At 70.3% G+C, this 25,180-nt stretch carries 17 protein-coding genes; 12 read left to right on the plus strand and 5 right to left on the minus strand.

Annotation, left to right across the window (positions count from 1 at the left end; genetic code table 11):
- From ACFC3F_RS10510 to ACFC3F_RS10565, 12 genes are all read left to right on the plus strand, one after another.
- On the plus strand, positions 1–1,377 hold the full coding sequence (locus ACFC3F_RS10510) for a serine hydrolase domain-containing protein (RefSeq protein WP_376129173.1): 1,377 nt from the start codon (positions 1–3) through the stop codon (positions 1,375–1,377).
- Positions 1,374–2,267, plus strand: a complete 894-nt coding sequence (locus ACFC3F_RS10515; RefSeq protein WP_376129175.1) for a serine hydrolase — start codon at positions 1,374–1,376, stop codon at positions 2,265–2,267. Before ACFC3F_RS10510 ends, ACFC3F_RS10515 begins: the two co-directional genes overlap by 4 nt.
- A 75-nt stretch (positions 2,268–2,342) precedes the next feature.
- Positions 2,343–3,731, plus strand: a complete 1,389-nt coding sequence (locus ACFC3F_RS10520; RefSeq protein ID WP_376129177.1) for a serine hydrolase domain-containing protein — start codon at positions 2,343–2,345, stop codon at positions 3,729–3,731.
- Between the two features lie 41 nt (positions 3,732–3,772).
- The gene (locus tag ACFC3F_RS10525; protein WP_376129179.1) at positions 3,773–5,368 is read left to right on the plus strand and encodes an ABC transporter substrate-binding protein; all 1,596 of its coding nucleotides are present in this window, start codon (positions 3,773–3,775) and stop codon (positions 5,366–5,368) included.
- Between the two features lie 53 nt (positions 5,369–5,421).
- On the plus strand, positions 5,422–6,417 hold the full coding sequence (locus tag ACFC3F_RS10530) for an ABC transporter permease (protein WP_376129180.1): 996 nt from the start codon (positions 5,422–5,424) through the stop codon (positions 6,415–6,417).
- The gene (locus tag ACFC3F_RS10535) at positions 6,417–8,321 is read left to right on the plus strand and encodes a dipeptide/oligopeptide/nickel ABC transporter permease/ATP-binding protein (RefSeq protein ID WP_376129182.1); all 1,905 of its coding nucleotides are present in this window, start codon (positions 6,417–6,419) and stop codon (positions 8,319–8,321) included. The genes ACFC3F_RS10530 and ACFC3F_RS10535 overlap by 1 nt, the downstream gene beginning before the upstream one ends.
- Positions 8,318–9,091 (plus strand): ABC transporter ATP-binding protein, encoded by a 774-nt coding sequence (locus ACFC3F_RS10540; protein WP_376129183.1) that lies wholly within the window; start codon positions 8,318–8,320, stop codon positions 9,089–9,091. The genes ACFC3F_RS10535 and ACFC3F_RS10540 overlap by 4 nt, the downstream gene beginning before the upstream one ends.
- The gene (locus tag ACFC3F_RS10545) at positions 9,088–12,492 is read left to right on the plus strand and encodes a serine hydrolase (protein WP_376129185.1); all 3,405 of its coding nucleotides are present in this window, start codon (positions 9,088–9,090) and stop codon (positions 12,490–12,492) included. The genes ACFC3F_RS10540 and ACFC3F_RS10545 overlap by 4 nt, the downstream gene beginning before the upstream one ends.
- Positions 12,489–13,613 (plus strand): M20 family metallopeptidase, encoded by a 1,125-nt coding sequence (locus ACFC3F_RS10550; protein WP_376129187.1) that lies wholly within the window; start codon positions 12,489–12,491, stop codon positions 13,611–13,613. The genes ACFC3F_RS10545 and ACFC3F_RS10550 overlap by 4 nt, the downstream gene beginning before the upstream one ends.
- Entirely contained in the window at positions 13,610–14,416 is an 807-nt protein-coding gene (locus ACFC3F_RS10555; RefSeq protein WP_376129189.1) for a GNAT family N-acetyltransferase, read from the plus strand. Before ACFC3F_RS10550 ends, ACFC3F_RS10555 begins: the two co-directional genes overlap by 4 nt.
- Positions 14,413–15,513, plus strand: coding sequence for an o-succinylbenzoate synthase (gene menC / locus ACFC3F_RS10560; protein ID WP_376129190.1), 1,101 nt, complete (start codon positions 14,413–14,415; stop codon positions 15,511–15,513). Before ACFC3F_RS10555 ends, menC begins: the two co-directional genes overlap by 4 nt.
- A 19-nt stretch (positions 15,514–15,532) precedes the next feature.
- Complete coding sequence (locus ACFC3F_RS10565; RefSeq protein WP_376129192.1) at positions 15,533–17,191, plus strand: PucR family transcriptional regulator; 1,659 nt, start codon at positions 15,533–15,535, stop codon at positions 17,189–17,191.
- 10 nt (positions 17,192–17,201) lie between these two features.
- On the opposite strand, the gene ACFC3F_RS10570 is transcribed toward ACFC3F_RS10565, so the two are convergent.
- The 5 genes from ACFC3F_RS10570 to ACFC3F_RS10590 are packed head-to-tail and all read right to left on the minus strand — an operon-like array spanning position 17,202 to position 25,174.
- The gene (locus ACFC3F_RS10570) at positions 17,202–18,413 is read right to left on the minus strand and encodes a nitrate/nitrite transporter (RefSeq protein WP_376129193.1); all 1,212 of its coding nucleotides are present in this window, start codon (positions 18,411–18,413) and stop codon (positions 17,202–17,204) included.
- Complete coding sequence (gene narI / locus ACFC3F_RS10575) at positions 18,410–19,180, minus strand: respiratory nitrate reductase subunit gamma (RefSeq protein WP_376129195.1); 771 nt, start codon at positions 19,178–19,180, stop codon at positions 18,410–18,412. The genes ACFC3F_RS10570 and narI overlap by 4 nt, the downstream gene beginning before the upstream one ends.
- Positions 19,180–19,800, minus strand: a complete 621-nt coding sequence (gene narJ / locus ACFC3F_RS10580) for a nitrate reductase molybdenum cofactor assembly chaperone (protein ID WP_376129196.1) — start codon at positions 19,798–19,800, stop codon at positions 19,180–19,182. Before narJ ends, narI begins: the two co-directional genes overlap by 1 nt.
- Positions 19,797–21,473 (minus strand): nitrate reductase subunit beta, encoded by a 1,677-nt coding sequence (gene narH / locus ACFC3F_RS10585; RefSeq protein WP_376129198.1) that lies wholly within the window; start codon positions 21,471–21,473, stop codon positions 19,797–19,799. Before narH ends, narJ begins: the two co-directional genes overlap by 4 nt.
- Entirely contained in the window at positions 21,473–25,174 is a 3,702-nt protein-coding gene (locus tag ACFC3F_RS10590) for a nitrate reductase subunit alpha (protein ID WP_376129200.1), read from the minus strand. The genes narH and ACFC3F_RS10590 overlap by 1 nt, the downstream gene beginning before the upstream one ends.
- Positions 25,175–25,180 lie beyond the last annotated feature (6 nt).

The raw sequence follows: 25,180 nt of genomic DNA on the forward strand, positions 1-25,180 counted from the left end.
ATGGATGCCACGTTCGCGGCGCTCCAGGAGCTCATCGATCGCACGGCCGAGGATGCCGGAATCCCCGGCGCGGCGGTCGCGGTGGTGCACGACGGTGTCGAACGACTGTTCACGACCGGCGTCGCCAGCGTCGCGGCCCCCGCTCCGGTCACGATCGACACGCTCTTCATGACGGGTTCGACCACCAAGACGGTGACGGCGACGACGGTGCTCGCTCTCGTCGAGGAAGGGCGTCTCGACCTCGACCGGCCCGTCGCCGACCTTCTGCCCGAGCTGCGGCTCAGCAGCTCGCGCGCACTCGCGGCACTGACGCCGCGGCACCTCCTCACCCACACGGGCGGCTTCGAGGGTGACATCGCCGACGACGAGTCCGACTGGTCGCGTGCGGCTCTCGAGCGCAGCATCGCCCAGTACGGGGAACTGCCGCAGTACGCGCCGCCGGGGGAGAGCTTCTCGTACAGCAACGCCGGGTTCCGGCTGCTCGGTCGTCTGCTCGAGGTGGTCGACGGCGACGACTACGACATCGTGGTGCGCCGCCGCGTGCTCGAGCCCCTCGGCATGGGATCGAGCCTGTTCCTGCCGTGGGATGTCTTTTCCCGGCCCCACGTCGCCGGACACGAGGTGGGACCCGACGGCGCCTCGACCGTCGTGCACACGTGGGGTCTCGGCCGGTCCGCGCTCCCCGAGGGCGGCCTCGTCTCATCGATCGCCGACCAGGCGCGATACCTCCGGTTCCACCTCGACGGCACCGCCGCCGTCTCGGCGCCCGTCTCGCCGGAACGGCGTCGCTTGATGCAGACGGCGCAGGCCGATGCCGCCGTGCCGTTCGACGCGGTGGGGCTCCCGTGGCTCCTCGTGCGGGAGTACGGCACGACCGCCGTCACCCACGGCGGCAACGTCGCGGGCATCCAGCGCTCCACGATGACGCTCGTTCCCGACGAGGGGCTGGGCGTCACGGTGCTCGCGAACTCGGGGGCGGGCGGCGCGCTCGGTGCCGCGGTCGATGAATGGTGCTTCCGCACGTTGCTCGGGCGCGTGCCCGATGAGCCCCGCGCCGCGGTCTCGCAAGAACCGCGCGAGCTGGCGCCCTACTGCGGACGGTTCGATGCAGGCACCTGGGGGATCGACCTCATCGCCGACGAGGGAATGCTGCGCGCGACGTTCTTCTTCACCTCGCCGTCCGACGACGAGCAGCGGGTGCTCCCGCCGCCGCTGCGCCTGGCGTTCACGGGGGTGCGCGACGAAGTGGTGCGTCCCGAAGCGCCGCAGACGGTCTTCGGGCGGTTCGAGCGCGGCGCAGACGGTGCCGTCGTCCGCCTGAAGACGCAGGGCCGCACGCTGCGGCGGACGGAGTCGCCCGCGGGTGCGCAGCGATGACCGTCGAGGATGACATCCGGACCGTTTTCGACGAAGCGGGGGTCTCGGGCTTCCTCCACGCGCGTCCCGTGGGCAGCCGTGCGGGAGCCGAGGTCGACGTTTCGGCCGACGCGCGAGTCGTGCTGGCGTCGGTGTTCAAGATCCCCGTCGCCGTCGCGGTCGAACGCGCGGTGTCGGCGGGCGAGCTGTTGCCGCACGAGCAGACGACGATCACCGCACGTTATCGCCGTGGCGGTGTCGGGCTCGCCGGGCTCCGCGACGACGCCGTACTGACCTGGCGCGACCTGGCGCATCTCATGCTGACCCTCAGCGACAACGCCGCCACCGATGCTCTCTTCCATCGTGTCGGCCAGGCCGCCGTCGATCGGGTGCTCGCCGATCTCGGCCTGGCCGGCACGCGGATCGACGGATGCTGCGAGGACATCATCGACTCGATGGTCGACGAGCTGGGCATCCCGCGCGACGTCCCCGACATCGACGCGGCGCTGGGCCGGCAGCCCGCCGAGCGACTCTGGGCCCTCTCGGCGCTCGATCCCACGCGATCGACATCGTCGACCCCGCGCGAGATGACGACGCTCATCGACGCCCTCTGGACCGACCGCGCCGCACCTCCCGACGCGTGCGCTCGCGTGCGCGCCGCGATGGCGCAGCGGGTCTGGCCCCACCGACTGTCGTCGGGCTTTCCGGCGGGCGTGCGCGTCGCAGGCAAGACCGGCACGCTTCCGGCGATCCGCAACGAGGTGGGAGCCGTGACGTACCCCGATGGCCGGGTCTACGCCGTGGCCGTGTTCACCCGTGCGGACTCGCTCGAGGGTCATCGCCCCGAGGTGGATCGTGCGATCGGCGTCGCTGCGCGTCTGGCCGTCGACGCGTTGCGTGACTTTGGGTGAGCTGGACCAATCCTCCGCGTCAGTTTCATCCGATTGAACAAAAACTGCGACGGCTTCGGTTCTTATGGTGAGGGGATGCAGAACATCGCCGATGTCGCCGATTTCCTCCGCACCGACTTCGCTCGCCTCGTGGCAGAGCACGGAGTGCCCGGTGCCGCCGTCGCCGTGCTGAAGGACGGCGAGGTGATCGATGCCGCAGCCGGCGTGCTGAGCACGGCGACGGGTGTCGAAGCGACGTCCGACTCCGTCTTCCAGATCGGATCGATCACGAAGGTGTGGACGGCGACGCTCGTCATGCAACTCGTGGACGAGGGGCTTGTCGACCTCGACGCCCCGGTGCGCGACTATCTGCCCGACTTCCGGATCGCTGACGAGGGCGCGGCCTCGGCGATCACGACGCGGCAGCTTCTGAGCCATCAGGCGGGCTTCGAGGGTGACGTCTTCACCGACACCGGCCGCGGAGACGACGCGATCGAGAAGTACGTCGCGACGCTCGCCGAGCTGCCGCAGGTCTTCGCTCCCGGGGAGCTCTTCGCCTACAACAACGCCGGCTACATCGTGCTCGGCCGCCTCATCGAGGTGCTGCGCGAGACGACCTGGGAGGCCGCGCTCATGCAGCACCTCGTGGCGCCGCTGGGTCTCACTCACACGGCGCCGAGCGCGTACGAGGCGATCCTGCACCGCGTCGCCGTCGGTCACGTCGGTCCGGGCGAGGACGGCGTCGAGACGCCCGCGCCGGTGTGGGCCCTCGCGAAGTCGAACGAGCCGGCGGGATCGATGCTCGCGATGCGGGCGCGCGACCTCGTGGCGTTCGCGCGTATGCACATCGAGGGCGGGGCCGCCGCAGACGGCACGCGCGTGCTGGCCGAGGCATCCGTCCGCGCCATGCAGGACACGCACGTCGACCTTCCGCTCGTCACCGGCATGGGCGACGCGTGGGGGCTCGGCTGGGAGATCTTCGCCGACAGGGCACCGCGCATCGTCGGCCACGACGGTGGCACGATCGGCCAATCATCGTTCCTGCGCGTCTTGCCCGAGGCGGGGATCGCCGTGGCGCTGCTCACCAACGGCGGCGACGTGATGGGACTGTTCAACGCGGTCGTGGGACGCATCGTGAAGGATGCCGCGGGCGCTGAGCTGCACGGGTTCCCGCTGCCGCCCGCCGAGCCGCTGGCCGTCGATCCCGCCCCGTTCGTCGGCGCCTTCTCGAACTCGACGTTCGACATGAGCGTGAGCGTCGACGACGACGGCCGCCTGTGGATGGACACGACGCCCAAGGGGCTCGCCGCCGAGATGGGTGAGAAGCCCCAGCGCGTCGAGATCGTCGGGCTCGCCGCCAATTCGCTCATCGCGCTCGAGCCCGCGATGAAGGACATGCACATGGTCTACACGTTCCTCGGCGATGACGGCTCAGGTCGCCGGAAGTACCTGCACTACGGCCGCGCGATGAGCCGCGCGGACTGACACCGAAAGCACGACACCGCCCGACACTCCAGGAGAACCGCATGACCGCCTTCACCAGGCCGGCGCTGACCGCCGCCACAGCACTACTCGCCGTCGCCGCCCTCACCGCCTGCTCGGGCGGGGGCGGGGGACAGCCCAGCGACGGAGGCGAGTACGTCGACGGAGCATCGTTCACCCTCGCGCAGGTCGCCGATCCCGGCGCGCTCGACCCGCAGGCATCCGCCGTCAGCTCGCTGTTCCAGCTGAGCGTCTTCGCCTACGACAGTCTGGTCTCGGTCGACGCCGATGGCACGGTGGGCAGCCAGCTCGCGAAGGAATGGAATGTCGACGGCCAGACGGTGACCTTCGTCATGAACGACGGCATCACCTGCGCGGACGGCGCGGACTTCACCGCGGACACCGTCGTGGCGAACCTGGACTGGATCTCGGACCCCGAGAACCAGAGCCCGTTCCTCGGGTCGTTCTACCCTCCGGGGTCGACGGCCGAAGCCGAGGGCAGCACCGTGACCCTGACGCTGGCGGGATCGACGCCCTTCGTGCTGCAGGGGCTGTCGAACGTGCCGATGGTCTGCGATGCCGGCATGGCCGATCGCAGTCAGCTCGCGACGCAGACGTTCGGCACCGGGCCATACGTGCTCACCGAGGCGGTGCCGAACGATCACTACACGTATGAGCTCCGCGAGGGGTACACGTGGGGTCCCGGGGGCGCGACGACAGCCGAGCTGGGGATGCCCGCGACAGTGACCTCGCGCATCATCCCCAACGAGACGACGGCGGCGAACCTCGTGATGTCCGGCGAGATCAACGCCGCGCAGATCGTCGGCCCCGACATGCAGCGCCTCGAGGCGGCAGACCTCTTCTCGACGAGCATCGAAGCCCTGACCGGCGAGCAGTGGTACAACCAGGGCGAGGCGCACGCGACGAGCGACCCCGCCGTGCGGATGGCCCTCACGCAGGCGCTCGATTTCGCTGAACTGCAGAAAGTGCTGACCGGGGGCACCGGCGCTCCCGCGAAGCGCCTCACGATCGTCGCTCCCTCGGCGTGCACATATGACGCCGTGACGGGGAACCTGCCCGAGACCGACGTCGATGCGGCGAACGCGATGCTCGACGACGCGGGCTGGACACTCGGGTCCGACGGCGTGCGTGAGAAGGATGGTCAGCGACTCGAGTTCACCTTCCTCTACGCCAACACGCTGGGCACGGGCGGCACGTCGGCCGCTGAGCTCGCGGCGAAGGCGTGGGAAGAGATCGGCGTCAAGGCCAGCCCGACCCAGAATGACTCGACGACCCTCACGAACGCGATCTTCGGCACGGGCGCGTGGGACATCGCGTGGGTGCCGCTCAACGTCAACAATCCCGACCAGGTCGTCGGCTTCGTGTCGGGCCCGGCTGCTCCCGAGGGCACCAACTTCGCCGGCATCCAGAACGACGCGTACGAAGCGGGCGTCGCCGAGGCGATGACGATCCCGGGCATCGACGGGTGCGACACATGGGCCGAGGCCGAGGCCGAGCTCTATCGTGCGGCCGATGTCGTGCCGTTCGCGAACAGTGTCGTGAAGACCTTCGGGAAGAGCGTGCAGTTCGATCAGCTCGACACGATCATCCCCACCAGCATCCGGATGCTGGCCGGCTGACATCAACCCGTGAACGCGTCGGACCCGGTCGGGCGCGGAAAGGACCCCTCCGCATGACCACCGCCGTCGCCCCGCCCGCCGCAGAGGTGCGCCCAGCCCGCGATCATCGCTGGCTCCGGTTCATCCTGCGCCGGACGGGGCGACTGGTGGTGTCGCTGTGGGTGCTCATGACGGCGGCGTTCCTCATGGTGCACCTCATCCCCGGCGATCCGGTGCGCGCTGCGCTCGGCCCGACGGCCTCGGCCGAGCTCGTCGCCGCCCGTCGTGAGGCGCTCGGGCTCAACGACCCGCTCCTCGTGCAATACGTCAACTACTTCCGCGGTGTCTTCACGGGCGACTTCGGCACCTCGATCCAGACGAACGTCCCCGTCGTCGACGTCATCGCGCAGCGTCTGCCGGCGACCGCGAGCCTCGCCGTCCTCGCGTTCCTCTTCGCCCTCGTCATTTCGATCCCGATCGGCGTCGCGGTGGCCGTCGCGACGCGTCGCGGGCGCGGACGCAAGCTCGAGCTGGGCTTCGCGTCCGGGAGCGTCTTCGTCTCGGCGATCCCCGACTTCCTCCTGGGCGTCGCTCTCGTCGCGGTCTTCGGCGTGTCGCTCGGCTGGCTGCCGATCGCGGGCCGCACGGGCCCCGAGTCCTACATCCTGCCCGTCATCGCCCTGGCTCTCGGACCCGCCGCCGTGCTCGCGCGCATCGTGCGCGTCGAGATGCTCGGCGTGCTCGAGGCGGACTTCGTCCGCACGGCGCGGGCGAAGCGCCTGCCGGCGTGGCGGATCTATCTCAGTCACGCGCTGCCGAACGCCGTGACGGCTGCCCTCACGCTCGCGGGCCTCCTGCTCGGCACGCTCGTCGTCGGCACGGTTCTCGTCGAGAACGTCTTCGCGTGGCCGGGTCTCGGCTCGACGATCGTGTCGTCCATCCAGATGAAGGACTACCCCGTCGTGCAGGCGACGGTGCTCGTCTACGGCGCGGGGGTCCTCATCATCAACACGGTCGTCGACGCGATCCTCGCGGTGCTCGACCCGCGCACGACGGTGGCGGAGCACTGATGCGCGCCGTCCGCCGCACGCTCGGCACGCCCCTAGGCCTCACGGCCGCGATCCTCCTCGCGGTCGTGCTGCTCACCGCCGTGCTCGCACCCGTGCTGTGGGGTGCGCAGGCCGACGTGACGAACACCGACAACATCCTCGCGGGGCCGTCGGCGCAGCATCCCATCGGAACCGACGGACTCGGTCGCGACCTGCTGCTGCGCGTGCTCGTCGCGACGCAGCTGTCGGTGCTGCTCGCCCTGACGGCGACCGTCGTCGCGGTCACGGCGGGCGTTCTGCTGGGCGTCGCGCCGTTCCTCCTCGGCCGTGCGGGGCGCGCCGTGACGTGGTTCGTCGGCATCGCGGTGGCCTTCCCGGGTCTTCTCCTCGCGCTCTTCTTCGCCGTCATCTTCGGCACCGGATGGTTCGGGGCCACGCTCGCGATCGGTCTGGCCGGGGCGCCGGCGTTCGCGCGCCTGTGCCACACGCTCGTCGCGGGCATCGCGGCGCGCGACTTCGTCGCGGCGGCGCGCATCGGCGGGGTCGGTCGCGTGCGCGTGCTCTTCCGCCACATCCTCCCCAACATCGGCGAGCCGCTCATCGTCAACGCGACGATCGGCGCCGGCGGAAGCCTGCTGGCCTTCGCCGGGCTCTCCTTCCTCGGCCTCGGCGTCCAGCCGCCCGAGTACGACTGGGGCCGGCTCATGATGGAGGGCCTGTCGGGCATCTACATCAATCCGCTCGCGGCGCTCGCGCCCGGCCTCGCTGTCGTGATCGCGGGCCTCGCGTTCAACCTCGTGGGTGAAGCGGCGGCGCGTGCACTCGGTATCCAGTCCTCGGGGATCGTCGCGCAACTCGCGAGCGTGCAGCCGCGGCGCGCGAAGCCCGCGACGTCCGCCTCCGTCCCGGCCGACGACGTGCTCACCGTCCGCGACCTCACGGTGACGTTCCCGGGCGAGCACGGGCTCGTCCGACCCGTGCGCGGCATCACCTTCTCGCTGCGCGCGGGCGAGGTCGTCGGCATCGTCGGCGAATCCGGCTCGGGCAAGTCGCTGACGGCACTGTCGATCGCGCAGCTGGTCGAGTCGCCCGGAGTCGTCGACGCCGACGTTCTGCGGTTCATCGGAGCGGACCTGCTCGACGGCGCACCGGCCGATCACCGACGCCTGCTCGGCACGTCGCTCGCGATGGTCTTCCAAGACCCCATGACGAGCTTCAACCCGACCAAGCGCATGGGCGGTCAGCTCGCCGAACTGTCGACGCAGCACCACGGCATGACGCGCCGCGAAGCGCACGCTCGCGCCGTCGACCGCCTGGGTGCCGTGCGGATCGCCGACCCGGAGCACCGCGCCCGCCAGTACCCTCATGAGTTCTCCGGTGGCATGCGTCAGCGCGCGATGATCGGCATGGGACTCATGGGCAGTCCGCGGCTCATCATCGCGGACGAGCCGACCACGGCCCTCGACGTGACGGTGCAGCGGCAGGTGCTCGATCTGCTCCGCGCGATCCGGGACGACGACGACGTCGCGATCCTGCTCATCAGCCACGACGTGTCGGTCGTCGCCGAGATCTGCGATCGCGTGCTGGTCATGTACGCCGGCCGCATCGTCGAGGACCTGCCCGCCGCGCAGCTGTCGCACGCGCAGCATCCCTACACGCGGGCCCTCCTCGCGGCCGTCCCCGACATGCAGACCGACCTCGATCGCCCTCTCGCGACGGTCGCCGGCCGACCCGTCGACCCCGCGCTCGTGCCTGCCGGCTGCGCCTTCGCCGCCCGATGCCCCTTGGCCGACGACCACTGTCGCGAGGTCGACCCCGACCTCGTGACGGATGCGGCGGGTCGCCGCGTCGCGTGCTGGCATGCCGGGGAGCCGCTGCCGGTCGTGACGGATCCCGTGCGCGACGCCGAGGAGGCGGTCGTATGAGCGAGCTGCGCTTCGACGCCGTCTCGGTGCGCTTCGGGTCGGGCCGCGGTGCGACGACCGCCGTCGACGACGTCAGCCTCACGGTGCCCGACGGCGAAGTGCTCGGCCTCGTGGGCGAATCCGGTTCGGGCAAATCCACGCTCGCCCGTGCGTCGGTGGGTCTCACCCCGCTGCACGCGGGGCGCATCCTGCTCGACGGACGGCCGATCGACGTCCGCCGCGGCCGCCGGCCCCTGCAGATGGTGTTCCAGGATCCCTATTCGTCGCTCGATCCCCGCATGACGATCGGCGCGAGCATCGCCGAGACCCTGCCGAGGGGTCTGACCCGTGCGGCGCAGCGTCTCGAGGTGGAGCGACTGCTCGAGCTCGTGCACCTCGACCCCGCCCGTGCCGGTGCCTATCCGTCGCAGCTGTCCGGCGGCCAGCGGCAGCGCGTCGCGATCGGGCGCGCCCTCGCGGGGCGACCCGACGTGCTGATCGCCGACGAGATCACCTCGGCCCTGGACGTCTCGATCCAGGGCGCCATCCTGAACCTCGTCCGCGAACTGCAGGCCGAGCTCGGGCTGTCGATGCTGTTCATCTCGCACAACCTCGCGGTCGTCCGCTACGTCGCCTCGCGCGTCGCGGTCATGCACGGCGGCCGTATCGTCGAAGAGGGGCCGGCCGCTGAGGTCCTCTCCCACCCCCGCGACGAGTACACGCGCGAGCTTCTGGCCGCCATCCCCGGCCGAGTCCGTTCCCATCCCGACCCTTCGAGGAGCACCCCGTGACCCGCAGACTCCGCATCGACGACTTGCTCGACCTCACCATCCCGAGCCAGCCCGCTCTCGCACCCGGCGGCGACCGCATCGCCTATGTCCTCGCCGGTGTCGACGGCGACACCGACCGGCCGACGACGACGCTGTGGATGACGGATGCCGCGGGCGCGGCCCGCCGCCTCACGCAGGGCTCGTCCGACTCGGCGCCGGTGTTCTCGCCCGACGGACAGACCCTCGCCTTCCTGCGCGACGGCCAGCTGTGGACGCTGCCGGTCGCCGGCGGAGAGGGGCAGCAGCGCACGCACCTGCCGCTCGGCGCCGGCTCCGCGGTGTTCTCGCCCGACAGCACCCGCATCGCTTTCGTGGCGCCGGTCGAGCTCGAGGCGCACGGCGATGAGACCGATGACGACCGCGCTGAGCGCTCGACGAGTCCCATCGTGACGGACGGCGTCGGCTACGAGGTCGACGGCACCGGATTCCTCCGCGGCATGCGGATGCAGGTGCACGTTCTCGACCTCGCCTCGGGCGATGTGCGGCAGCTCACATCGGCCGACGCCCAGGCGATGAGCCCCGCGTGGTCGCCCGACGGCTCGCGGATCGCGTACACGGCGGCGTCCGAAGGGGCGGGCGACCTCGTCTTCCGCGCGGCGGTGCACGTCATCGACCCGGCCGACCCCGCCGCCGCGCCGAAGGTCGTCGGGTTCGCCGAGGGCTGCGCCATGACGGTCTCCTACACGCCGGACGGCGAGCAGTTCGTCGTCGTGGGCTGGGCGGCCGAGCCCGTCGGCATCGCGCGGCTGTACCGCGTGGACGCCGTCACGGGCGATGCCGTCGAACTCGCGGCATCCCTCGATCGCAACGTCATGCCCGGTGCCCCCGCGTATCCCGGCGCGATTCCGCAGGTGACCGCATCGGGCGATGTGCTCTTCGCCGTGCGCGACCGCGGATGCTCGCACCTGTATGCCGTTGCGCTCACGGGTGGTGAGCCCCGACTCGTCCACGGCGGCGACGGCATCGTCGTGGCGGGTCTGTCGGTCGCCGGCGATGTCGCGGCCTTCGCCGCCTCGGGGCCCGCCTCGTTCGGCGAGATCGTGCGGCTCGAGGTCACCACCGGCACGCACGAGATCGTGACGGCGCAGGGCTCGGCACCCGAGGGCGTCGAGCTGTTCGTGCGGGAGTCGCGTGAGTTCGAGATCGGCGACGGCGTGAGGGTGCAGGGGTGGATCCTGCGCGACCCCGAGGTGTCCGGTGCCACGCCGCTCCTCGTCGACGTGCACGGTGGCCCCCACAACGCGTGGAACGGTGCCGTCGACGACATGCACCTGTATCACCAGGTGCTCGCCGCACGCGGCTGGACCATCCTGATGCTCAATCCGCGCGGCAGCGACGGGTACGGCGAGGAGTTCTTCACGGCCGTCAACGACGCGTGGGGCGTGAGCGACGCGAACGACTTCCTCGAGCCGATCGACCAGCTCGTCGCCGAGGGCGTCGTCGACGCGGCGCGGCTCGCGGTGACCGGCTACAGCTACGGCGGCTTCATGACGTGCTATCTCACGAGCCGCGACGACCGCTTCGCCGCCGCCGTCGCGGGCGGTGTCGTGAGCGACCTCGTGAGTATGGGGGGAACGAGCGACGACGCGCACCTGCTCAACGTCTTCGAGATCGGGGCGATGCCGTGGAGCAGCGCGGATCGCGAACGTCTCGCCGAGATGTCGCCCTACTCGCAGGTCGAGAACGTCACGACGCCGACGCTCGTGCTGCACGGCGATGACGACCTGCGCTGCCCCGTCGGCCAGGCGCGCCAGTGGCACACGGCGCTGCGCGAGCGCGGCATCCCGACCCGTCTCGTGCTCTATCCCGGCGGCAGCCACATCTTCCCGATCCTCGGGCGTCCGAGCCACCGCATCGACTACAACGAGCGTGTCGTCGACTGGGTCGAGCGCTACGCCGGCGATGCCGCAGGTCCCCGCCCGGCTGCGATCGACGCGGGGCACTGGGAACGACGGCTGACCGCCCTCGCGAAGCGCCACAACGTGCCCGGCGCGCAGCTGGGCATTCTGCGGATGCACGAGGGCCGGGCCGACGAGGTCGTCACGGCCGTGCACGGCACGCTCAACAAGAACCTCGAGGTCGCACCCGTCACGAAGGACTCGATCTTCCAGATCGGCTCGATCTCGAAGGTGTGGACGGCGACCGTCGTCATGCGCCTCGTCGACGAGGGCAGGATCGACCTCGACACGAAGGTCGCCGACATCCTTCCCGGTGTGCGTCTCGTCGACGACGAGACGACCGACGGCGTCACCGTCCGGCATCTGCTCACTCACACGAGCGGCATCGACGGCGACATCTTCACCGACACCGGTCGCGGCGACGACGCCGTCGAGAAGTATGTCGACTCGCTCGACACGGCCGGCCGCAACCACCCCCTCGGCGTGACCTGGTCGTACTGCAACTCGGGGTACTCGATCCTCGGCCGGATCATCGAGGTCGTGACGGGCAAGACGTGGGATGCGGCCCTCAGCGAGCTGCTCTACGAGCCCCTCGGCCTCACCCACACGGTGACGCTGCCCGAGGATGCGATCCTCTACGGCGCCGCCGTCGGCCACGTCGACGCGGGCGGCGAGCAGATCGTGACGCCCGCCTTCCTGCTGCCGCGTTCGGTCGGCCCCGCCGGACTCATCACGGCACGTGCTGAGGACGTCCTCGCCTTCGCGCGCCTGCACCTCGCGGGCGGCCTCGCCGCCGACGGCACGCGGCTGCTCGACGAGCGCACGGTCGCCGCGATGAACGAGTTCCACGCCGAGGTGCCCGACAAGCATGTGCTCGGCGATTCGTGGGGCCTCGGCTGGATCCGCTTCGAGTGGAACGGCGAGCGTCTCTACGGCCACGACGGCAACACGCTCGGACAGGCGGCGTTCCTGCGCATCCATCCCGAGTCCGGCGTCGCCGTGACGCTGCTCACGAACGGCGGCAACACGCGAGACCTCTATGAGGACCTCTACCGCGAGATCTTCGCCGAACTCTCGGGGCTGCAGATGAAGGCGCCCGTGTCGGTGCCCGACGAGCCGCTCGACATCGACATCACCCCGCTCGTCGGCACGTACGAGCGGGCGTCGGTGCGCATGGAGATCCTCGAGGCCGACGGCGGTGCCAAGCTGCGCACGACGACCCTCGGTCCGCTCGCCGAGATGATGCCCGACCCCGTCGAGGAATACGACCTCGTCGGACTCGACGACCGACTGTGGGCCGTGCGGGCACCCGGGACGCAGACCTGGATGACGCTGACCTTCTATGCCCTGCCCACGGGTGAGGAGTACGTGCACTTCGGCGCGCGCGCGACGCCGAAGGTCTCGAGCGACGTCGCCCCGGCCGCGTCCGCCGAGGTCCGTGAGAAGGTCGGGACACAGGCATGATCACCGCCCCCGCCGACGTCGACACGCTCGTCGCCTCGATCCGCCGACTCGTCGAGTGCGAGTCGCCCTCGGCCGACCTCGCCGCCGTCGCCCGCTCGGCCGACGTCGTCGCCGCCGTGGGTGAAGAGCTCCTCGGCGTTCCCGCGGAGCGGATCGTGATCGACGGTGTGACGCACGTGCGCTGGCGCTTCGGCGACTCGACCCGCGTGCTCGTCGTCGCGCACCACGACACGGTCTGGCCGATCGGCACGCTCGAACGCCTGCCGTTCTCGGTGATCGACGGAGTGATGCGCGGACCCGGATGCTTCGACATGAAGACGGGCCTCGCGATGGCACTGCACGCCCTGGCCGCCCTCGACGATCGCGATGGCGTGACGCTGCTCGTGACGGGCGACGAAGAGCTCGGTTCGCCGACCTCGCGCGGCCTCATCGAGGAATCCGCTGTCGGCGCGCACGCCGCGCTCGTTCTCGAGGCCTCCGCCGACGGCGGCGCCCTCAAGATCGCACGCAAGGGCGTCTCGCTCTACGAGATCGCCGTCGACGGGCTCGGCGCCCACGCGGGCCTCGAGCCCGAGAAGGGCGTCAACGCCACGATCGAGCTCGCCCATCAGGTGCTCGCCGTCGCCGCCCTCGGCGACGCGACCGCCGGCACCTCGGTGACCCCGACGGTCGCGGGTTCCGGCACGACCACCAACACGGTGCCCGCTCGGGCCTCGTTCTGGATCGATGTCCGTGCGCAAACGGCTCTCGAGCAGGAACGGGTGGATGCTGCGCTGCGCGCGCTCGTGCCGACGGTCCCGGGCGCGCACGTCCAGGTGCACGGCGGCATCAACCGTCCGCCGCTCGAGGCTGCGGCATCCGCTCGTCTGTTCGCGCTCGCGCAGGCGACCGCCGAGCGCCTCGGCCTGGCGCCCCTCGAAGGGGTCGCCGTGGGAGGGGCCAGCGACGGCAACTTCACCGCGGGTGTCGGCGTGCCGACCCTCGACGGTCTCGGCGCCGTCGGCGGCGGAGCGCACGCCGAGCACGAGCACGTGCAGATCGCCGACCTCGTGCCGCGCACCCTGCTGCTCGCCGAGCTCGTCGAGGAGCTGCGTTCGGACACGGAAGAGGGCCCATCGTGACCGATCTGCTGCACGCCGATGACACCGTGGGCGACGCCCGGGCGGCGGCACACACCGCCGCCCGGGCAGCGGGGGTCACGGTGCGCGAGATCTCGAACATCGCCGAGGAGCACGCCGTGGTCGAACTGCTCTGCGGCATCTGGGGTCGAAGCGCCGAGAATCCGCCGATGGCGCCCGAGCTGCTGCGCGCCTTCGCGAAGGCGGGGAACTACATCGGCGGGGCGTTCGACGGCGACGAGCTGATCGGTGCGGCCGTCGCCTTCCATGCCTCGCCCGACCGGCACGCGATGCACAGTCACATCGCGGGCGTGCGGGATCCGCACGGCGGTCGCTCGGTCGGGTTCGCGCTCAAACTGCATCAGCGCGGCTGGGCGCTCGAGCGCGACATCGAGGCGATCGAGTGGACCTTCGATCCGCTCATCTCGCGCAACGCGTACTTCAACGTCGAGAAGCTGCGCGCGCGACCCCTCGAGTACCTTCCGAACTTCTACGGGGCGATGTCCGATGCCATCAACGGCGACGACGAGACCGACCGTCTGCTCGTGCGGTGGGAGCTGAACGACGACGTCGTGCGGGCCGCGGCATCCGGATCCGCTCGGCGCATCGATCCGCGCGCACCGGGGCACGTCAGCGTGGCGCTGCCGGAGCGGATCGAGCAGCTGCGATCGAGCGACCCGGCGCGGGCCCGCGTGTGGCGCCGAGACGTGCGGGAGCAGCTGTCCGGGCTGCTCGCCGCAGGAGGACGCATCGTCGGCTACGACCGGGCGGCGGGCTACATCGTGAAAGAAGGAGACAGCCGATGAAGATCGAGGGCTTCGAGCTGAGACGCGTCGCGATGCCGCTCGTCTCGCCGTTCCGCACGTCCTTCGGAACGCAGACCGAGCGCGACATCCTGCTCGTGCGGGCCGTGACGGATGCCGCCGAGGGATGGGGCGAATGCGTCACGCTTCCCGACCCCGTGTACTCGCCCGAGTACACCGAGGGTGCCGTCGACGTCATGAAGCGGTTCTTCCTGCCCGCTGTCGCGCGCGTCCGCGATGCGAACGGCGTCGCGGCGGCGCTGCACCGCTTCAAGGGTCACCGCATGGCGAAGGCCGCGATCGAGATGGCCGTGCTCGATGCCGAGCTGCGCGGCGAGGGTCGGTCCTTCGCCCGCGAGCTCGGCTCGATCACCGACACGGTGCCGTGCGGGGTGTCGGTGGGGATCATGGACTCCACTCCCGAGTTGCTCGAAGCGGTCGGCGGGTACCTCGACGAGGGGTACGTGCGGATCAAGCTCAAGATCGAGCCGGGGTGGGACGTCGACGTCGTGCGTGCCGTGCGCGAGAGGTTCGGCGACGACGTGCTGCTGCAGGTCGACGCCAACACGGCGTACACCCTGCGCGACGCACGCCACCTCGCGAAGCTCGACGACTTCGACCTGCTGCTGATCGAGCAGCCGCTCGAAGAGGAAGACGTGCTGGGCCACGCCGACCTCGCGAAGATCGTGCGCACCCCGATCTGTCTCGACGAGTCGATCACGTCGGCGCAGACCGCGGCGGCGGCGATCCGGCTCGGCGCGACGAGCATCATCAACATCAAGCCCGGCCGTGTTGGAGGCTACCTCGAGGCGCGCCGCATCCACGATCTGGCGGCGGCTCACGGCGTGCCGGTCTGGTGCGGCGGCATGGTCGAATCGGGTCTCGGGCGCGCAGCGAACATCGCGCTCGCGTCGCTGCCGGGCTTCACGCTTCCCGGTGATGTCTCGGCGAGCGACCGGTTCTACCGGACCGACATCACCGAGCCGTTCGTCATGCAGGATGGGCACCTCGCGGTGCCCGACGGGCCGGGTCTCGGCGTCGCCCCGCTGACCGACGTGCTCGACGAGCTCACGACCCACACGGAGTGGCTTCCCCTCTGAGACGGATATGCTCCCGCTCATGACATCCGCTCCGGAGCACGGCTTCGCGCGGTCCAGTCTCGGCCGCATCTACGACGACCTCGGCATCACGCTGCTCGAGATCGCGCACGGCGGCATCGACGCGGCGCGGCTCGTCGGAGGTGTCGTCATCCATGACCCCGCCGACGAACCCGTCTACCCCGAGCACGCGATCGTTCTGGGGATCGGTATCCAGGATGCCGCGGGCCTGACGGCGCTGCTCGACGACCTCGCGCCGCGCTCGATCGCGGCCGTCGTCGTGCGTTCACCCGTTCCGGTGACCGACGCCGTGCGCGCCGCGGCGGATCGACGGGGCGTCACGCTGCTCGGATTGGCGCGCGGTGCGACCTGGACGCAGCTCGCGGCCCTGCTGCGGTCGCTCCTGGCCGAAGACGACGTCGGCGAAGAGCAGATCGAATCGCTTGGCGGGCTTCCTTCAGGGGACCTCTTCGCGGTCGCGAACGCCATCGCGGCACTGCTCGACGCCCCCATCACGATCGAAGACCGCTCATCGCGTGTGCTCGCCTTCTCGGGACGACAGGACGAGGCCGACCCCTCGCGCGCCGAGACGATCATCGGGCGCCAGGTGCCCGAGCGCTACGCCCGGACGCTGACCGAGCTCGGGGTGTTCCGCGAGCTGTACCGTCACGACCATCCCGTCGTGATCGATCCGATCCAGCTCGGAGAGGGCGTCACGACGCAGCGCGTCGCGATCGCCGTGCGCGCGGGCGATGAGATGCTCGGCTCGATCTGGGCGGCGATGGACGGGCCGCTCACCGACGAGCGCGTCGCGACCCTGCGCGATGCGGCGAAGCTCGTGGCGCTCCATCTGCTGCGCGTGCGCGCGGGCGCCGACGTGCAGCGGCGCCTGCGCGCCGAGCTCGTGAGCACGGCGCTCGAGGGCGGCGCCGGTGCGCGTGACGCCCTCGCGCGCTTGAGTCTGGCGGGCGAGCCGGTCAGCGTCGTGGCGGCATCCCTCACGGCGGCGACGCCGAACGGGGCGTCACGGGATGACCAGCAGCTCCTCGCCGACCGGGAGCGCTTCGCCGATGCGCTCGCCGTGCACCTGTCGGCGGTGCGGCCGGGCTCGGCCGCGGCGCTCGTGGGCGACACCGTCTACGGTCTGCTCCCCGTCGCGGGCGATGACGACCAGGTGCGCGCCGTGCGGATCGCCCGGGATTTCCTCGAGCGCGTGGGCACGCGCATGCCGGCCGTCATCGCCGTCGGCCCGTGCGCCGACGACATCGCCGGTGTCGCGCGGTCGCGCGCCGCGGCACAGCGCGTGCTGCGGGTGCTCCGCGAGCAGCATCCGCCGTCCGATGACCGCCCCGTGCGCCTCGTCGCGCGCATGGCGGATGTGCTGACCGAATCGCTGCTCTTGGAGTTGAGGGATCTCGTCGCGGCGCGCGGTGACGTCGTGACGGGCGCCGTCGCGCGCCTGGTCGAGCACGATGATCGCGCGGGCGGCCACCTCGTCGCGACCCTGAGTGCGTGGCTGGACCACTTCGGTGACGTCGGGCGTGCGGCGGCGACGATGTTCGTGCATCCCAACACGTTCCGCTACCGGCTGCGCAAGGCTGCCGAGGTCGGCCGGCTCGACCTCGGCGACGCTGATGCGCGGTTCACCGCGATGCTGCAACTGCGCATGCTCGGCCGTTGACGCCGATCGCTCAGGGACGACGCTGCCGCGAGCGGGCTCCGAGGAAGATCGTGAAGGCGAGCGCCACGATCGCCGTCGCGCACAGCAGCAGGAGTCCCGTCGTATAGCTGTGCGTCGCCGTGTCGTACGTCGCACCCATCACCAGCGGCGGGAAGTAGCCGCCGAGGCCGCCCGCCGCCCCGACGATGCCGGTCACGGATCCGACGCGCTCGGCGGGAGCCCGCTGCGCGACCCACGTGAACACGGCTCCGGTCCCCAGCCCCAGGAAGACCGCCATCCCGACGAAGGTCGCCCCGGCGAGCAGCTCGGGAGGAGGTTTGAGCGAGATGACGACCGCCATGACGGCCGCGCCGCCGAGCGAGATGCCCAGGATCGTGGCGGGACCGATCCGGTCCGAGAGCCATCCGCCGATGGGACGCGCGACGACGGCGGCGATCGCGAATCCCGCCGTGCGCGCACCCGCGTCGGCGAGGTCGAAGCCGTACACCTCTTTGAGGTAGGTCGGCAGATAGGTCGAGAAGGCGACGAAGCCGCCGAACGTCACGGCGTACAGGAAGGCCATCTGCCAGGTGACGGCGAGCTTGCCGGCACCCGCGAGCTTGGGCACGACGCGGTCGCGATTGGGTTTCCACGCGGGGGAGTCCTTCATCCCGAACCACACGATGACGGCGACGACGAGCAGCGCGCCCGCGATCGCGATGTGCGTCGCGGTGTATCCCCACCACTGCACCATCCGCGGTGTGAAGAACGCCGACAGGGCCGTGCCGCCCATTCCCGCGCCGAACAGGCCCGTCGCGTAGCCGCGTTTGGCGGGCGGATACCACGCGTTGACGAACGGGATGCCGATCGCGAACGTGGTCCCGGCGATGCCGAGCACGAAGCCGACGACGATGAGCAGGGCGTACGAGCCGGACTCGCCCGCCCACAGCACCAGCAGCACGGGGACGGCCGAGATCGCGGTGAAGATCGTGAACATGGCGCGGCCGCCGAAGCGATCGGTCAGAGCACCCGTGACGATGCGCCCCAGCGACCCGACGAGCACGGGGGTCGCGATGAGGACCGACAGCTGCGTCGGGGTGAGGTCGAGCTCGTCGGCGTACCTCACCCCGAGCGGGCCGATGATGTTCCAGGCCCAGAAGGTCATCGTGAAGGCCAGCAGCGCCAGTCCCAGGTTGCGCCCGCGGCCGGGCAGCGCGTCGGCGGCGGGCGCCGGGGCGCTCATCGACGTCTCCGTCGGCTCGGTCGGCGCTCGCCGCGATCGGGGGTCCCGATGGGCGCCCAGGCGCGTTTCGTCGCGCCCGCGGTCGTCGGGCGTGCATCTCGGGAGCGGTAGACGATGTAGGGGCGGAAGAGATAGTGCACGGGTGCGGTGAAGGCGTGCACGAGCCGCGTGAAGGGCCAGATGATGAACAGCGCCATGCCGATGAGCGTGTGCAGGTGGAACGCGAAGGGCGCAGCCGCCATCGCCTCGATCTGCGGTTGGAAGACGAACAGCGACCGGAACCAGGGCGACACCGTCTCGCGGTAGTTCTGGTCGGGATGCGGGTCGAAGACGCTGATGACGGTCGTCGCGAGCCCGGCGACGATCGCCGCGAGGAGCACGACGTACATCAGCTTGTCGTTCTTCGTCGTGGCCATGAAGACGGGCCCCGTCGTGCGGCGCCGGTAGATGAGGATGCCGATGCCCACGAACGTCGCGAAGCCCGCGACGCCGCCCAGACTGAGGGCGACGACGTGGTACGTGTCCTCGGTCACGCCGGCCGCCGCTGTCCAGGACTCGGGGATGACCAGCCCGATCACGTGGCCGATCACGACGACGAGGATGCCGAAGTGGAACAGCGGCGACCCGATTCGCAGCAGCCGCGATTCGTACAGCTCCGAGGAGCGGGTCGTCCAGCCGAACTGGTCGTAGCGGTAGCGCCAGATCAGGCCGCCGACGAGGATCGCCACCATGATGTACGGCAGGATGCCCCACAGGAACAGATCCATCAGCGCCCTCCGCTCGCCATCGGCAGGAGTCTCGGGTCGTACGCGTCCAAGCCCACGGTCTCCGTCGGCGGGCCCTGGGCGGCCATCGCCATCGCCTGCTGCCGGTCCTGCGGCGACCGTCCGGGCAGCGTCGCGCAGACCGCCGCGACGACGCCCGCATACGGTGATGCGCGCTCGGCGAGGGCGAGGCGGATGAGCTCGAGGCTCGCGCGGTACTCCTGCAGAAGCGCTGCCCCCGCTTCGGGCCTGCTGCCGGCGAATTCCAGCACGAGGGGCACGTGATCGGGCAGCTCGCCCGTGCCCGAGATCTCCAGGCCCTGCTCACGGAAGCGGCGCTTGAGGTCGGCGAGAACCTGTCCGCGCCGACGCGTGTCGCCGTCGGTCCAGTACGACAGGTACAGCGCGTGCCGCTTGGACATGTCGAACGTGTCGACATAGGAGGTCTGCACGGCCTCGGGCGTCGAGGCATCCCACCACTCCAGCAGGGGAGCGAAGGAGGCGGATGCACCCCGCGCCGACTCGTCGAGCGCGCGGCGCACGACCTCCCGCAGGGCGAGGATGTCGTCGTCGGGATAGCTCAGCACGATCGAGGCGGCCTGATAGACGACGGCGCGATTCATGTCGGCGTCCCGCCGTCGGCGCCGCGCTCGGGGAACAGCCCGTCGGGGCTGCCGTTGCCGTCCCAGTTGAGCAGGTTGACGCGACCGCGCAGCTGTTCGCCGCTGGCCATCGCGCCGGAGGTCTGTCGCTCCTGCAGCGCCTGGAAGGTCTCGACCGCGACGGGGGTCGGCAGGCCGCTCGCCTCGCCGAACGGTCCCGACGCGCTCTCGTACGGGCCGCCGTCGAAGTCGAGCGAGCAGCCGAGCTCCTCGAGCTCGTGCGCCTGCTCGTAGTGGGCCGTGGGAATGACGTACCGGTCCTCGTATTTCGCGATCGCCAGCAGCCGGTACATCGCGTAGATCGATTCGCCGTCCATGCCGACCGACGCGGGGATCGACTCGTCGAGTTCGCGCTCGAGCGTCATGTCGCGCAGGTACGCGCGCATCGCGGCGAGCTTGCGCAGCACCTCCGTCACGACGGCGGTGTCGCCGGCGGTGAACATCTCGGCGAGGTATTCGACCGGGATCCGCAGCGCCTCGATCGCGCCGAACAGGGTGCCGGCCGACTCGGCGTCGTGGCCCTGCTCGCTCAGCAGGTCGACGATGGGCGACAGCGGCGGGATGTACCAGACCATCGGCATCGTGCGGTACTCGGGGTGAAGGGGCAGCGCGACCTTGTGCTTCTTGGCGAGGATGTAGACGGGGGATCGGCGCGCGGCATCCATCCAGTCGTCGGGGATCCCGTCTGCGCGAGCCTGCGCGATGACCTCGGGGTCGTCGGGGTCGAGTATGAGATCGAGCTGCGCTTCGTACAGGTCGCGTTCGTCGGGGGTCGCGGCGGCGGCGGTGACCCGGTCGGCGTCGTAGAGGAAGAGCCCGAGGTATCGCAGGCGCCCCACGCACGTCTCGGAGCACACCGTCGGCAGGCCCACCTCGAGCCGCGGATAGCACAGGGTGCACTTCTCGGCTTTGCCGGTCTTGTGGTTGAAGTAGATCTTCTTGTACGGGCAGCCCGTGATGCACATGCGCCAGCCGCGGCAGCGGTCCTGATCGACGAGCACGATGCCGTCTTCGCTGCGCTTGTAGATCGCCCCCGACGGGCACGACGCCATGCACGACGGGTTGAGACAGTGCTCGCAGATTCGCGGCAGGTAGAACATGAACGTCTGCTCGAACTGGAACTTGATCTTGTCCTCGGACTCGCGCCGCACCTTCTCGACCATCGGATCGAGATGGCCCATCTCGGTCGCGCCGCCGAGGTCGTCGTCCCAGTTGGCCGACCACGTTATCTGGGTGTCTTCGCCCGTGATGAGAGACTTCGGCCGCGCGACGGGAAAATCGTCGCCGAGCGGCGCATCGATGAGGGTGCGGTAGTCGTACGTCCAGGGTTCGTAGTAGTCCTCGAGCTTGGGCTGCACGGGCGACGAGAAGATCGTGAGCAGCCGGCTGAGCCGGGAACCCGTGCGCAGCTTGAGGCGTCCGCGCTTGGTGACGGTCCACCCGCCGCGCCAGGTCTCCTGGTCCTCGTACCGTCGCGGATACCCCTGCCCCGGTCGGGTCTCGACGTTGTTGAACCACACGTACTCGGTGCCGGCCCGGTTGGTCCAGGCCTGTTTGCACGTGACCGAGCAGGTGTGGCATCCGATGCACTTGTCGAGGTTCATCACCATGCCCATCTGGGCCATGACACGCATCAGTAGGTCACCTCCTGGCTGCGACGGCGGATCGTCGCCGTCATGTCGCGCTGGTTGCCCGTCGGGCCCAGGTAGTTGAACGCGTACGAGAGCTGCGCGTATGCGCCGATGAGGTGCGTCGGCTTCACGAGCAAACGCGTCACCGAATTGTGGATGCCGCCGCGCCGGCCCGTCGCCTCGGATTTCGGCACGTCGATCGTGCGCTCCTGCGCGTGATGCACGTAGACGACGCCTTCGGGCATTCGGTGCGAGACGATCGCGCGGGCGACGAGAACGCCGTTGGAGTTGACGCACTCGACCCATTCGTTGTCGGCGGCGCCGATCGCCGCGGCATCCGCGGGGCTCATCCACACGGTCGGCCCGCCGCGCGAGAGCGACAGCATGAACAGGTTGTCCTGGTACTCCGAATGGATCGACCACTTCGAGTGCGGCGTGAGATAGCGCACGACCACCTGCTGACGTCCGTCGGGCCCGAGCTTGGGCTCGCCGAACAGGCGGTGCATGTCCAGCGGTGGTCGGTAGATCGGCAGGGCTTCGCCGAGATCGCGCATCCAGTCGTGGTCGAGGTAGAAGTGCATGCGTCCCGTCAGGGTGTGGAAGGGCTTGAGCCGCTCGATGTTGACGGTGAAGGGGGCGTAGCGCCGGCCGCCGGTCTCGGACCCCGACCATTCCGGTGAGGTGATGACGGGCATGGGAGCGGCCTGCGTCATCGCGAAGGTGATGCGCTTCTCCTCCGACCCCTCGGCGAGATCGTGCAGCTTCTTGCCGACCCGCTTCTCGAGCGTCGTGAAGCCCTGCACCGCGAGTTCGCCGTTGGTCGTGCCCGAGAATGCCAGGATCGCCTCGGCCATCTTGACGTCGGTGTCGATCGCGGGCCGCCCGTCGCCCGCGCCGCCGAGCATGACCCCGTTCTTCTGCGCCAGGAGTCCGACCTCGGCCGACACGTCGTAGGTGACGTTCTTGATCGTGAACCCGGCGCTGTCGGCGAGCGGTCCGACCGTCGCGAGCTTGTCGGCGACCGCCGTGTAGTCGCGCTCGACGACAGCCAGCGCCGGCATCGTCGTGCCCGGGATCGGCGGAACCTCACCGCGCGCCCAATCGCGCACGACGCCACCGGGCTGCGCCGTCTCTCCGGGGGTGTCGTGCTGGACGGGCACCGACACGATGTCGCGGCGCACACCGAGGTGCGTCTTGGCCATCTCGGAGAATTCGCGCGCGACCGCGTGGAACAGGTCGAAGTCGCTGCGCGCCTCCCAGGGCGGGTCGATCGCGGGGGTGAAGGCGTGCACGAAGGGGTGCATGTCGGTCGACGACAGGTCGTGCTTCTCGTACCAGGTGGCGGCGGGAAAGACGACGTCGGAGAGCAGCGTCGTCGACGTCATGCGGAAGTCGGCCGAGACGAGCAGATCGAGCTTGCCCTCGGGGGCCTCGTCGCGCCAGGCCACCTCTTGCGGCCGGATGGTCGCCTCTTCGGCGCCCATCACGTTGTGGTGGGTGCCGAGCAGGTGCTTGAGGAAGTACTCGTTGCCCTTGGCCGATGAGCCCATCAGGTTCGACCGCCACAGGGTGAGCAGACGGGGCCATGACGAGGGCGCGTCGATGTCGGAGATCGCGGTCTTGAGGGTGCCGTCGACGAGCCGCGACGAGACATAGGATGCGGCATCCTTCGCTTCGCCCGCATCGACGGCGGCAGCGGCCTCATCGGCCAGATCGAGCGGGTTCGCGTCGTACTGCGGATAGAACGGCATCCACCCCAGGCGCGCGGACTGCGCGATCGTGTCCGCGGTGTGCATGCCGGTGAGGTTGCCCTCGTGCAGCGGTGAGGCCAGCGCATCCGCGGCGTATCCGTCGAAGCGCCACTGGTCGGTGTGCATGTACCAGTAGGCCGTGCCGATCATCGTGCGCGGCGGGCGCGCCCAGTCCAGGGCGTTCGCGAGCGACAGCCAGCCCGTGATGGGGCGGCACTTCTCCTGGCCGACGTAGTGGGCCCATCCGCCGCCGTTGCGCCCCATCGCGCCGGTGAGGATCAGCAGCGCGAGGATCGACCGATACGTCGCGTCGCCGTGGAACCACTGGCAGATCCCGGCGCCCATGATGATCATCGTGCGGCCGTTGGACTCGGCCGAGTTCTGCGCGAGCTCGCGCGCGATGCGCGTGCACGCCTCGGCGGGAACGCCCGTGATGTCCTCCTGCCACGCGGGGGTGTAGGGGGTCGAGGCGTCGTCGTAGCCCGTCGGCCAGTCGCCCGGCAGCCCGTCGCGGCCGACGCCGTACTGCCCGAGCATGAGGTCGAGCACCGTCGTCACGAGCACGCCGTTCACCCGGGTCGCCGGCACTCCGCGGCGCAGCACGTCGCCCGAGCCGTCGGGGGCGTCGAACCGGGGGAAGAGCACCTCGGTGGGCTCTTCCGCGACCTTCGCGTCGCGCACCGACAGCGCCGGCAGCACGTCGCCGAGGTCGAGGTTCCACCGGCCTTCGCCCGACTCGGCATAGCGGAACCCCAGCGAGCCGTTCGGCACGCGCGGCTCGCCCAACGCGGCATCCAGCACGACCGTCTTCCAGGCGTCCTCGGGCGCCGTCTCGCCGAGGTCGGCGGCCGTGAGGAACTTGCCGGGCACGAGACCGCCGCTCGCGTGCGGCACGAGCGTGATGAGGTGCGGCAGGTCGGTGTAGGTGCGGGCGAAGTCGACGAAGAACGGCACGCGCTGGTCGACGTAGCGCTCCTTGAGGATCACGTGCCCCATCGCCATCGCCAGCGCCGCGTCGGTGCCCGCCTGGCAGGGCAGCCACTCGTCGGCGAACTTCGTGTTGTCGGCGTAGTCGGGCGAGACCGTCACGACCTTCGTGCCGCGGTAGCGCACTTCGGCCATCCAGTGCGCGTCGGGGGTGCGCGTGACGGGCACGTTCGAGCCCCACATCATGAGGTAGGTGGCATCCCACCAGTCACCCGACTCGGGCACGTCGGTCTGGTCGCCGAACACCTGGGGGCTGGCGACCGGCAGATCGGCGTACCAGTCGTAGAACGACGTCATGACGCCGCCGACGAGCTGGGTGAATCGCGTGCCGATGCAGTGCGACACCATCGACATGGCGGGGATCGGCGAGAACCCGGCGACCCGGTCGGGACCGTACTCCTTGATCGTGTGGACGTAACCGGCCGCCACGAGCTCGACCGCCTCGCGCCACGATGCCCGTACGAGACCGCCCTTGCCCCGCGCGCGCTGGTACTCCTGCCGGGTCTCGGGATCTTTCGTCACTTCGCCGAAGGCGAGGACGGGATCGCCCGTGCGCGCCTTCGCTCTGCGGTACTCCTCGAGCAGAACACCGCGCACGTACGGGTAGCGCACGCGCGTCGGCGAGTAGGTGTACCACGAAAAAGCAGCCCCGCGGGGGCAACCGCGGGGCTCGTATTCAGGGCGATCGGGGCCGACCGACGGGTAGTCGGTCTGCTGCGCCTCCCACGTGATGATGCCGTCTTTGACGTAGACCTTCCACGAGCACGAGCCCGTGCAGTTGACGCCGTGCGTCGAACGGACGACCTTGTCGTGGCTCCAGCGCTCGCGGTAGAACGCGTCTCCTTCGCGCCCGCCCTCACGGAACACGGCACGCCCGTCGGATGTCTCCTCCCACCGCGTGAAGAACCTGCCGACCTTCAGCAGAGCGTCGGAAGCCGGACCGTCAACACCGATGGCGGGCGTCATGCCCCG

It is taken from the genome of Microbacterium sp. NPDC055910, from assembly GCF_042271185.1.
Classification (GTDB): Bacteria; Actinomycetota; Actinomycetes; order Actinomycetales; family Microbacteriaceae; genus Microbacterium.

Bases quoted from the DNA above. Each gene is read 5' to 3' on its own strand.
- ACFC3F_RS10565 (WP_376129192.1), top strand. From the start codon at position 15,533: ATGACATCCGCTCCGGAGCACGGCTTCGCGCGGTCCAGTCTCGGCCGC.
- ACFC3F_RS10530 (WP_376129180.1), top strand. From the start codon at position 5,422: ATGACCACCGCCGTCGCCCCGCCCGCCGCAGAGGTGCGCCCAGCCCGC.
- narJ (WP_376129196.1), bottom strand. From the start codon at position 19,800: ATGAATCGCGCCGTCGTCTATCAGGCCGCCTCGATCGTGCTGAGCTAT.
- ACFC3F_RS10520 (WP_376129177.1), top strand. From the start codon at position 2,343: ATGCAGAACATCGCCGATGTCGCCGATTTCCTCCGCACCGACTTCGCT.
- menC (WP_376129190.1), top strand. From the start codon at position 14,413: ATGAAGATCGAGGGCTTCGAGCTGAGACGCGTCGCGATGCCGCTCGTC.
- ACFC3F_RS10590 (WP_376129200.1), bottom strand. From the start codon at position 25,174: ATGACGCCCGCCATCGGTGTTGACGGTCCGGCTTCCGACGCTCTGCTG.
- ACFC3F_RS10540 (WP_376129183.1), top strand. From the start codon at position 8,318: ATGAGCGAGCTGCGCTTCGACGCCGTCTCGGTGCGCTTCGGGTCGGGC.
- ACFC3F_RS10535 (WP_376129182.1), top strand. From the start codon at position 6,417: ATGCGCGCCGTCCGCCGCACGCTCGGCACGCCCCTAGGCCTCACGGCC.
- ACFC3F_RS10550 (WP_376129187.1), top strand. From the start codon at position 12,489: ATGATCACCGCCCCCGCCGACGTCGACACGCTCGTCGCCTCGATCCGC.
- narH (WP_376129198.1), bottom strand. From the start codon at position 21,473: ATGCGTGTCATGGCCCAGATGGGCATGGTGATGAACCTCGACAAGTGC.
- ACFC3F_RS10525 (WP_376129179.1), top strand. From the start codon at position 3,773: ATGACCGCCTTCACCAGGCCGGCGCTGACCGCCGCCACAGCACTACTC.
- ACFC3F_RS10510 (WP_376129173.1), top strand. From the start codon at position 1: ATGGATGCCACGTTCGCGGCGCTCCAGGAGCTCATCGATCGCACGGCC.
- ACFC3F_RS10570 (WP_376129193.1), bottom strand. From the start codon at position 18,413: ATGAGCGCCCCGGCGCCCGCCGCCGACGCGCTGCCCGGCCGCGGGCGC.
- ACFC3F_RS10515 (WP_376129175.1), top strand. From the start codon at position 1,374: ATGACCGTCGAGGATGACATCCGGACCGTTTTCGACGAAGCGGGGGTC.
- narI (WP_376129195.1), bottom strand. From the start codon at position 19,180: ATGGATCTGTTCCTGTGGGGCATCCTGCCGTACATCATGGTGGCGATC.